Here is an 8,942-nt window from a genome sequence, read left to right as displayed (position 1 = left end):
GCACCTCGCGGCCGTGCCGGTGCCGGCCGGCTGCCCGACCGTCGTCCTCGGCCCCCTCGCCCCGGCGCTGACGCGGCTCGCCACGGCCGTTGCCGCCGGTACGCCGGTCGTGGTGCTGGCCAGCGGCGATCCCGGCTTCTTCGGGATCGTCCGGCGGCTGCGGGCGGCCGGGCTCGCACTGCGGGTGCTTCCCGCGGTGTCCAGCGTCGCCGCCGCCTTCGCCCGTGCCGGGTTGCCCTGGGATGGTGCCGCCGTGGTGAGCGCCCACGGGCGGGACCTGCGTCCGGCGCTCAACGCCTGCCGGGCACTGCCGGCGGTGGCCGTGCTCACCGCTCCCGGTGCGGGGGCCGCCGAGATCGGTCGCGGGCTCGCCGGCTGGTCACGCCGGCTGGTGGTGGCCGAACACCTGGGCACCGACCGGGAGCGCGTCACCGAGAGCAGCCCTGCCGACGCCGCGGCCCGGACCTGGAGCGACCCGCACGTGGTGCTCTGCCTCGCCCGGCCCGGCGGCCCGATGCAGGTCGACAGTGCCACGTTGGTCGACAGCGCGATGCGGGTCGACAACCAGCCCGCCGCCGCGCCGGCGGGAGGCTGGGCGCTGCCCGAGCGGGCCTACGCCCATCGCGACTCGATGATCACCAAAGCCGAGGTGCGGGCCCTCGTGGTGGCGCGGCTGCATCCCCGGCTGGGCCGCCTGGTGTGGGATGTCGGCGCGGGCAGCGGCTCGGTCGGCATCGAGTGCGCGCTGCTGGGGGCGGCGGTCATCGCGGTGGAGCGGGATCCCGCCGCCCCGGTTGGCGCCAACGCGGCCCGGCACGGTGTGGACGTACGCCTGGTCACCGGGACCGCCCCGGCGGTGCTGGCCGGGCTGCCGGAGCCGGACGCGGTCTTCGTGGGCGGGGGCGGCGTCGACGTGCTCGCCGCGGTGGCCGACCGGCGGCCGGAGCGGGTGGTGGTGGCGCTGGCCGCCCTGGACCGGGTCGGCCCCGCGATCGGGCTGCTGCGGACCGCGGGGTACGCGGTCGAAGGGACCCAGTTGAGCGCCGCCCGCCTCGCCGACCTGCCCGGCGGTTCGATCCGACTCGCGGCCACCAACCCGGTGGTCGTCCTCACCGGGGAGCGCCCGTGAACCACACCTGGACCCCGTACGACCCGCCCGGCCGGGTGGGGCTGGTCGCCGCCACCGCCGCCGGGCGGCGGCACGCCGCCGTGCTCGCGGCCGCCTGGCCGCAGGCCGACCTGGTGGCCGGTGACACCGTCGCCGACGCGCTGCGCACCGCGTGGGCGCGTTGCGACCAGGTGGTCGCGTTCCTGGCCACCGGCGCGGTGGTACGGATCCTCGGCCCGTTGCTCGGCGACAAGCGCACCGATCCGGGCGTGGTGGTGGTCGACGACGCGGCCCGGCACGCGGTCGCGCTGCTCGGCGGGCACGGCGGCGGCGCGAACGAGCTGGCCGCCGCGGTCGGCGCCCTGCTCGGCGCCACCCCGGTGGTCACCACCGCCACCGACGTGACCGGCCTGCCCGGCCTGGACACCCTCGGTTGGCCGGTCGAGGGGGCGGTCGCCGCGGTCTCCCGGGCCATCCTCGACGGCGAGCCGGTCCGGCTGATCGCCGACGCCACCTGGCCGCTGCCCGCCCTGCCGGCCAACGTCCACGTCGACGCCCACACCGATGTCGACGCCGATGACGGGGGGTCGGATGCGCGCGGGTACCGGCTGCTGGTCAGCGACCGGGTAATCGACCTCGACGATCGGACGGCCGTGCTGCGACCGCCGTCGCTGGTCGCCGGCGTCGGGGCGAGCCGGGGCGCGCCGGCACGGGAGGTGCGCGACCTGCTGGCGGAGGTGCTTGCCGGAGCCGGCCTCAGCCCGGCGAGCCTGCGGCACCTGGCCAGCGCCGACGTCAAGGCGGACGAGCCGGGCATCGTGGCGACCGCCGAGGCGTCGGGCGTACCGCTGGTGACGTATCCGGCGGCGGAGCTGGCGGCGATCGACGTGCCGAACCCCAGCGAGGTGGTCCGGGCGGCGGTCGGCACCCCCAGCGTCGCGGAAGCGGCCGCGCTGATCGGTGGCGAGGCGGAGCTGCTGGTGCCGAAGACCGCCACCGCGATGGCCACCGTCGCCGTGGCCCGGCACGCCCCGCGCGGCCGGCTGGCGATCGTCGGGCTCGGGCCGGGCGCGGCCGACCTGCGTACCCCTCGGGCCTCGGCCGAGCTGCGCCGCGCCTCGGTCGTCGTCGGCCTCGACCAGTATGTCGAGCAGGTCCGTGGCCTGCTGCGCCCCGGCACCCGGGTGCTCGCCAGCGGCCTGGGTGCCGAGGAGGAGCGGGCCCGCGCCGCGGTGGCCGAGGCCGCGGCCGGGCGGGCGGTCGCGCTGGTCGGCTCCGGCGACGCCGGGGTGTACGCGATGGCCAGCCCCGCCCTGGAGTACGCCGACGAGCGGATCGACGTGGTCGGGGTGCCCGGGGTGACCGCCGCGCTGGCCGCCGCCGCGTTGCTCGGCGCGCCGCTGGGCCACGACCACGTCTACCTGAGCCTCTCCGACCTACACACCCCGTGGGAGGTCATCGCGGGCCGGGTCCGCGCCGCCGCCGAGGCCGATTTGGTCACGCTGCTGTACAACCCACGCAGCCGGGCCCGGCAGTGGCAACTGCCGGCCGCGTTGGAGCTGTTCGCCGCGCATCGGCCGGCGCGGACCCCGGTCGGCGTGGTGCGCAACGCGTCCCGCCCCGGCGAGCGGGTGCAGCTGGCCACCCTGGCCACCCTCGACGCGGCCGTGGTCGACATGTACAGCGTGGTCGTGGTCGGCAGCAGCCACAGCCGGATCGTCGCCGGCCGGATGGTCACCCCGCGTGGGTACCGGTGGCAGCCGTGACGGCGAACACCCCGGCGCGGGCCGGTCGACCTCCGGCCGCGGTGACGGTCGGTGCCTGCCAGGGCTGCGGCGCCTGCCTGCTCACCTGTCCGACCCACGCCTTCACCCCCGTACCGGGTGGCCTGACGGTCCGGGCCGACCGGTGCACCGGCTGCCTGGAGTGCCTGGAGGTCTGCCCGGTGGACGCGATCCGCGCCACCACGTTGGAACCCGGAGGAGCTCGATGACCGACACCGGATCCGGCACCCGGCCGGAAGGTCGGGAGGTGCACCCGATCGAGGCGCTGTCGTACCGGATCCTGCGCTCCCGGGTCGACCTGTCGCACCTGCCGCCGCTGAGTCGGGCGGTGGTGGAGCGGGTGGTGCATGCCAGCGCCGACCTGGACTACGTGGCCGACCTGGTCTGCGACGAGGCGGCCCTGGCGGACGGCCTGGCGGCGCTGCGCGCCGGCGCCCCGGTGGTCACCGACGTGGCGATGGTGGCCGCCGGCATCACCGGACGCCGGACCGTCTGTCCGGTGGCCGAGCCGGCGGCGGCGCGGCTGGCCCAGGAGGCCGGGATCACCCGGTCCGCGGCAGCGGCCCGGATCGCCGCCCGCCAGGTCGGTCCCGGCGCGGTGTGGGTGGTCGGTTGCGCGCCGACCGCCCTCGCGGAACTGCTCACCCTGGACGCCCGGCCAGCGCTGGTGGTCGGCCTGCCGGTCGGCTTCGTCGGCGCGGTGGAGGCCAAGGCGGCCCTGCGGGCCAGCGGCCTGCCCGGGGTGTCCAACCGGAGTGAGAAGGGGGGCTCGGCGGTGGCCGCCGCTGCCCTCAACGCCCTGCTGTACGTGGAGGAGAAGTCATGACCGCCCTGGTCATCGTCGGGCACGGGACCCGCAGCGCGGCCGGGGTCGCGCAGTTCACCGCGCTGGTCGACCGGGTCCGCCGCCGGTCCGCCGGCGCTGTCGGCGATGTCGAGGGGGGTTTCATCGAGCTGTCCCGGCCGCCGCTCGTCGACGCGGTCGGTGCGCTCGCCGCCCGGGGACACCGGCGGCTGGTCGCGCTGCCCCTGGTGCTCGCCGCCGCCGGGCACGGCAAGGGCGACATCCCCGCCGCGATGGCCCGCGAGCAGCGGCGCCACCCGGGGCTGACCTACCGCTACGGGCGGCCGCTGGGGCCGCACCCGCTGCTGCACGCGGTGCTGGAGGAGCGCGTCGAGGCGGCGCTCGCCGGCGCCGACCGGTCCGGCACCTGGGTCGCCCTGGTCGGCCGGGGCTCCACCGATCCGGACGCCAACGCCGAGGTCGCCAAGGTCGCCCGGCTGTTCTGGGAGGGGCGCGGGTACGCCGGGGTGGAAGCGGCCTTCGTCTCGTTGGCCGAGCCGTCGGTCCCGGCGGTGCTGGACCGGCTGCGCCGGCTCGGCGCCCGACGGATCGTGGTCGCCCCGTACTTCCTGTTCGCCGGGGTCCTGCCGGATCGGATCGCCGCCCAGGCCGGCGAGTTCGCCGCCGCCCACCCGCAGCTGGACGTACGGGTCGCCGGGCTGATCGGCGACTGCGACGCCCTCGCCGAGCTGGTGCTCGAGCGGCACGCCGAGGCGGTGCGGGGGGATATCCGGATGAACTGCGACACCTGCGCGTACCGGGTGCTGCTGCCGGGCTTCGCCGACAAGGTGGGCCGGCCGCAGACCCCGCACGACCACCCCGACGACCCGGTCGACGGCCACCACCACCATCACCACGCCGGTCATCACCACCGGCACCCGGCGCCGCCCGGCCGGTGAGCCGGCGGCGGCCGTCACCGGCCGGCTGGCCGGCCGGTGGGTCGTCCGGCCGTTAGCGGACGCCGACGACGGCGGCGTCGGCGCCGCCGCGCCACAGTGTGCCCACCTCGGCGAAGCCGGCGTCGGACAGGGCGCCCAGGTGCCAGGTGACCGGTGGGGTCCACTCCGGGCTGTGCCCCGACGGGTAGATGGCGTGGCGCTGCTGCACGAGCGGGTTCAGTACCGGGTCCTGCGCCGCCTGGTCCCACCACTGTGACCAGGACAGGGCGGCACCTGCGGCGTAACGGGCCGCCCGGCGCTCCTGCGCCCGGGCCAGCAGCCGCTCGGTCAGCTCCGGCAGGGTGTCCTCGGGCATGTGGTCGGCGTTGACCAGCAGACCGCCCGACCGCAGCACGTCGCGTAGCTCGGCGTAGAGGGCGGCCAGCCGTTCGGCGGGCAGCCAGTGCAGGGCGGTGGCGGTGAGCACCGCGTCGTACCGCCGGTGGGGCAGGGCGGCGGACCAGCCCGGCTGGCCGAGGTCGGCGGTGACGATGGTGGCCCGGTCGCCGAGCGAGGCGGCGGCGAGGGCGAGCAGGGCGGGGTCGAGGTCGACCAGGGTCACCTCGGCGTCGGGGAAGCGGCGCAGCGCGCGCAGCGAGATGGTGCCGGTGCCGCCGGCCAGGTCGAGCAGGCGGGGCGGCGCGGTGTCGCGGACGGCGTCGACCGCGTCGAGCATGGCCTCGAACCGGTGTTCCCGGTCCGGCAGGTACGCCTCCTGCTGCCGGTCCCAGCTCTCCTGCCAGGCGGCGGGATCGGTGACGTAAGGACTCATGTCGCACAAGCTAGTTACGGCACGGGTCTCCTGTCCAGAGTTGTTGCCAACAATTTGCAAGTACGAGAGAATGGCGAAGCGATGATCGGGCCGGGTCGGATCGCGGCCGTCGATCCGACCCGGCTGGCGCTTTTCCGCTGGCCGGCGGGTGTCATGATGTCCGTCCGAGGGCGGCACGCCCTGCCGACCGGACCCAGGAGCCAGGTGGACCCGCAGCGCACCGCCGCGCACGAGATGTTCGACGCCGACGTCGCGTCGAACCGGCTCGGTATCGAGTTGGTCAGCGCCGTCGGCGGCGCCGCGGAGGCCCGCATGCGGATCACCGACGGCATGGTCAACGGCCACCGCATCGCCCACGGCGGGTTCGTCTTCCTGCTCGCCGACACCGCCTTCGCGCTGGCCTGCAACAGCCACGGCCCGGCCACCGTCGCCGCCGGCGGCGAGATCACCTTCGTCCGCCCGGCGCGGGAGGGGGACCTGCTGGTCGCCCGGGCCACCGAACGCACCCGGTACGGCCGCAGCGGGATCTACGACGTCACGGTGACCCGCGAGGGCGGGGAGGTGGTTGCCGAGTTCCGTGGCCACAGTCGGGTCCTCCGGCCGGCCCCCGGTGCGGTGGGCGACCGACCGGCGGTCGCCGATCACGGCTGAACCGAGCCGCCGGACCAGGCCGCCGCGCGGCGGGACCGGCGTTGTCGGGGGAGTCGGGCACGATGTGCCGATGGGACACGTCGTGCTCTTCCACTCCGTGTACGGGCTGCGGCCGGCCGTGCTGGCCGCGGCCGACCGGCTGCGCGCCGCCGGGCACCAGGTGCGCGTGCCCGACCTGTACGGCGTGTCGGCCGTCGACACCGTCGAGGAGGGCTTCGCCCTGCTCGACCGGATCGGTCAGCAGACCGTACTCGACCGGGCCCGCACGGCGCTCGACGGGCTGCCGCCCGACGCCGTGCTCGCCGGGTTCTCGATGGGCGCCGGGGTGGCCGGCGCGATGTTGGCCGAGCGCCCCGACAGCGCCGGCCTGCTGCTGTTGCACGGCACCGGTGGTTCCCCGGCTGCGGTCCGGCCCGGCCTGCGGATCCACCTGCACCTGGCCGATCCCGACGCCTACGACCCGTCCGACGAGGTCGACCAGTGGCAGGGCGAGATGACCGCCGCCGGTGCGGAGGTCGTGGTGCATCGTTACCCGGGGGCGGGACACCTGTACACCGACCCGGCCGTTACCGACCACGACCCGGTCGCCGCCGATCTGACCTGGGACCGCGTCCTGACCTTCCTGGCTGCCCGCTGACCGCGCCCGCGCCGCGTCCCGCTCGAACCGGGACTGCGCCGAGTCACTACCGGACCGCCACGGCGCGGCGTCTGTCTCGGACTCCGACGGTGCCTCCGTCGGTCCCGGCGGTGTCATGGTGTTGGCCCGGCGGGCGAAGGCGGTCCGCACCGCACGCGGCAGCCGGGCGGCGGCGACCTGGCGCAGCACCGGATCGGCGACCTCGTGCCCGCCGGCCGGCAGTGGGACGAGCAGGCCCGCTCCGGTCAGGGTGTGCAGGGCCGACTCCGCCTGCTTCGCCGGCCAGCCGAGCGCCCGGGCCAACTCCGCGGCGGCGCAGCCCGGCGGGAGAGCGGCCAGGGCCATCAGGGCGGCCCGCTGCGGGCCGTCGAGGCGGTCCAACCGGGCCTCGACCACCCGGCGGACGCTCTCCGGGACGGGCGGTCGCGCCGGATCGCCGCCGCCGGGCGCGTGCGCGTACGCGACGGCGTGCCCGGGGTTGCCGCCCACCAGCGGGACCAGTTGCCCCACCAACCCGATCGGGCGGCCGGCCCGGCGCAGCAGTTGGCGCAGCAGCCGGCCGGTGGTCAGCGCGTCGAGCGGACCCAACCGCACCCGGGCCGCCGGTCGGCCGGCATCGCCGGTCTCCTCGCTGCCGGTGCTGACCAGCACCAGCGGCAGGCCGCCCGTCATGGCCAGGTCGACCAGGGCGTCCAGGTGCCGGCGGAGCGCCGGCGCGGCGCGGTCGAGGTCGTCCACGGCCACCACCACCGGTTGCCGCCGGGCGAGACGCAGCAGCACGTCCCGCCAGCACTCCGCCGCCCGGGCACCCGCGGCGGCCGAGCCGAGCAGATCGTCCACCGTGTCCAGCGCCGGTGCCAGGCACTCCGTCGGGACCAGTTCGCCGAGGGCGGTGGCGAGGCGGCGGCGTACCGACTCGGGGTCGTCGGTGGCGCGGGCGCCGGCCACCGCACGGACCAGGTCCGCGACGGGTGCCAGCGGCCCGTCCGGGTAGGGCGGGCAGGCCGTCACGCACCACCGCACCGGCACACCGTCCACCGTGGGCGTGCTCCGGACCAGCTCCCGCAACAACCGGCTGCGACCGCTGCCGGGCGGGCCGATCAGCATGAGGCGTCGCACGCCGCATCCGCGTACCGCCTCGGCGAGCTGTTCCCGGGCGGTGGCCAGTTCCCGGCGCCGGCCGACCAGCGGACCGTCCTGGCGCGCCGGCCGGAGCCGCAGGGTGCCGGTGGCGTGCCAGACCTCCACCGGCAGGGCCTTGCCGGCCACCGTCACCGCCGGCACCGGGCGCTGCGCGATCAGCCCGGCGACGGCCCGGTGGGTGGCCGCGCAGACCGCGACGCCGCCGGGCGGGGCGTACTCCTGCAACCGGGCGGCCAGGGTGATGACCGCGCCGCTGGCCACGCCGTGCCCGCCGTCGTGCCCGACCGCGAGGTCCACCACGGCCTCGCCGGTGGCGACTCCGACCCGTACCCGCAACCCGGGTGCGGTGGCGAGTGGCCGGCGGTCGAGCGCCCGCTGGATCTCCAGGCCGGCGCGCACCGCCCGGTACGCCTCCCACCCGTCACCGGTCCGTGCGCCGAACAACGCCATCACGGCGTCGCCGACGTACTTCTCCACCGCACCGTCCCAGCGCCGCAGCACTCGGGCGACGGTGCCGAAGTAGACCCGTTGCAGGGCACGTACGTCTTCCGGATCGAGTCGGTCGACCAGCCCGGTCGAACCGACGATGTCGACGAAGAGGACGGTGACTGTCCGCCGCTCCTCGGTCACCGGCCAGCGCATCCGCCTGACCGACTCTGGAGCAGCGACGATGGTGGACATGGGCATGGAGACCGCACCCGCCTCTCCCCCCGTGGTGCCGACGATGTCCGGAGACTGTCACCCCCCGGTCTGACGGCGGATCGGCAGAACGACGTATGTCGGCCGAGCGCAACCATTGGTCGCATTGTCGACGCGATGTGTAGGACAGGCGCGTTTCGGCGGTAGAACGGTGCGGGTGCCTGTGACTAGGCTGCGAGCCATGGCCACCGACGTGGACACCACCCCGCTCGTAGGTCGGACAGACCTGGTGGCGACGATGCGTGCCGTGCTGCTCGACGACGTGGCGCCGGGAAACACGGCGGCGGTCTTCCTCACCGGCGAGAGCGGCGTGGGCAAGACCCGCCTGCTGCGCGAGGTCGGCGAGCGGCTGGGCGACGCGGGTGC

Annotated in this window: 8 protein-coding genes and 2 pseudogenes; 8 read left to right on the top strand and 2 right to left on the bottom strand. The window is 76.4% G+C overall.

Annotated features, from left to right (window positions below):
- From cbiE to AB0M52_RS25615, 5 genes and pseudogenes are all read left to right on the top strand, one after another.
- A partial coding sequence (gene cbiE / locus AB0M52_RS25635; RefSeq protein WP_363958518.1) for a precorrin-6y C5,15-methyltransferase (decarboxylating) subunit CbiE occupies nucleotides 1-1,129 on the top strand: 1,129 nt, incomplete at its 5' end.
- A complete protein-coding gene (cobJ, locus tag AB0M52_RS25630; protein WP_363958515.1) occupies nucleotides 1,126-2,874 on the top strand; it encodes a precorrin-3B C(17)-methyltransferase in 1,749 nt (582 codons plus the stop codon). The genes cbiE and cobJ, both read left to right, overlap by 4 nt.
- Nucleotides 2,871-3,101, top strand: coding sequence for a 4Fe-4S binding protein (locus AB0M52_RS25625; protein WP_363958512.1), 231 nt, complete (start codon nucleotides 2,871-2,873; stop codon nucleotides 3,099-3,101). The genes cobJ and AB0M52_RS25625 overlap by 4 nt, the downstream gene beginning before the upstream one ends.
- Nucleotides 3,098-3,718: a precorrin-8X methylmutase gene (locus AB0M52_RS25620; protein WP_363958509.1), complete on the top strand. Its 621-nt coding sequence runs from the start codon at nucleotides 3,098-3,100 to the stop codon at nucleotides 3,716-3,718. Before AB0M52_RS25625 ends, AB0M52_RS25620 begins: the two co-directional genes overlap by 4 nt.
- Nucleotides 3,715-4,642, top strand: a pseudogene (locus AB0M52_RS25615) (sirohydrochlorin chelatase); the annotation flags it as partial. The gene AB0M52_RS25620 and the pseudogene AB0M52_RS25615, both read left to right, overlap by 4 nt.
- 45 nt (nucleotides 4,643-4,687) lie before the next feature.
- Here the strand turns inward: AB0M52_RS25615 and AB0M52_RS25610 are convergent.
- On the bottom strand, nucleotides 4,688-5,446 hold the full coding sequence (locus AB0M52_RS25610) for a class I SAM-dependent methyltransferase (protein ID WP_363958506.1): 759 nt from the start codon (nucleotides 5,444-5,446) through the stop codon (nucleotides 4,688-4,690).
- Nucleotides 5,447-5,602: 156 nt separating this feature from the next.
- Here AB0M52_RS25610 and paaI point away from each other — a divergent pair, with 156 nt between their 5' ends.
- Complete coding sequence (paaI, locus tag AB0M52_RS25605; RefSeq protein ID WP_363958524.1) at nucleotides 5,603-6,097, top strand: hydroxyphenylacetyl-CoA thioesterase PaaI; 495 nt, start codon at nucleotides 5,603-5,605, stop codon at nucleotides 6,095-6,097.
- A gap of 70 nt (nucleotides 6,098-6,167) precedes the next feature.
- On the top strand, nucleotides 6,168-6,734 hold the full coding sequence (locus AB0M52_RS25600; RefSeq protein WP_363958521.1) for a dienelactone hydrolase family protein: 567 nt from the start codon (nucleotides 6,168-6,170) through the stop codon (nucleotides 6,732-6,734).
- A gap of 696 nt (nucleotides 6,735-7,430) precedes the next feature.
- Here the strand turns inward: AB0M52_RS25600 and AB0M52_RS25595 are convergent.
- Nucleotides 7,431-8,519, bottom strand: a pseudogene (locus AB0M52_RS25595) (adenylate/guanylate cyclase domain-containing protein); the annotation flags it as partial.
- 238 nt (nucleotides 8,520-8,757) lie between these two features.
- Here AB0M52_RS25595 and AB0M52_RS25590 point away from each other — a divergent pair.
- Nucleotides 8,758-8,942: AAA family ATPase (locus AB0M52_RS25590; RefSeq protein ID WP_363958503.1), on the top strand; the 185-nt coding region annotated here is incomplete at its 3' end.

This window comes from Micromonospora sp. NPDC051296, assembly GCF_040682255.1.
GTDB lineage: Bacteria > Actinomycetota > Actinomycetes > Mycobacteriales > Micromonosporaceae > Micromonospora > Micromonospora craterilacus.
The sequence above is the reverse complement of the archived record's forward strand: the minus strand, read 5'-3'. Positions and strand labels throughout refer to the sequence as shown.

Excerpts from the sequence above, each read along its gene's own strand:
- AB0M52_RS25600 (WP_363958521.1), top strand. The coding sequence starts at position 6,168 with ATGGGACACGTCGTGCTCTTCCACTCCGTGTACGGGCTGCGGCCGGCC.
- paaI (WP_363958524.1), top strand. The coding sequence starts at position 5,603 with ATGTCCGTCCGAGGGCGGCACGCCCTGCCGACCGGACCCAGGAGCCAG.
- AB0M52_RS25620 (WP_363958509.1), top strand. The coding sequence starts at position 3,098 with ATGACCGACACCGGATCCGGCACCCGGCCGGAAGGTCGGGAGGTGCAC.
- AB0M52_RS25610 (WP_363958506.1), bottom strand. The coding sequence starts at position 5,446 with ATGAGTCCTTACGTCACCGATCCCGCCGCCTGGCAGGAGAGCTGGGAC.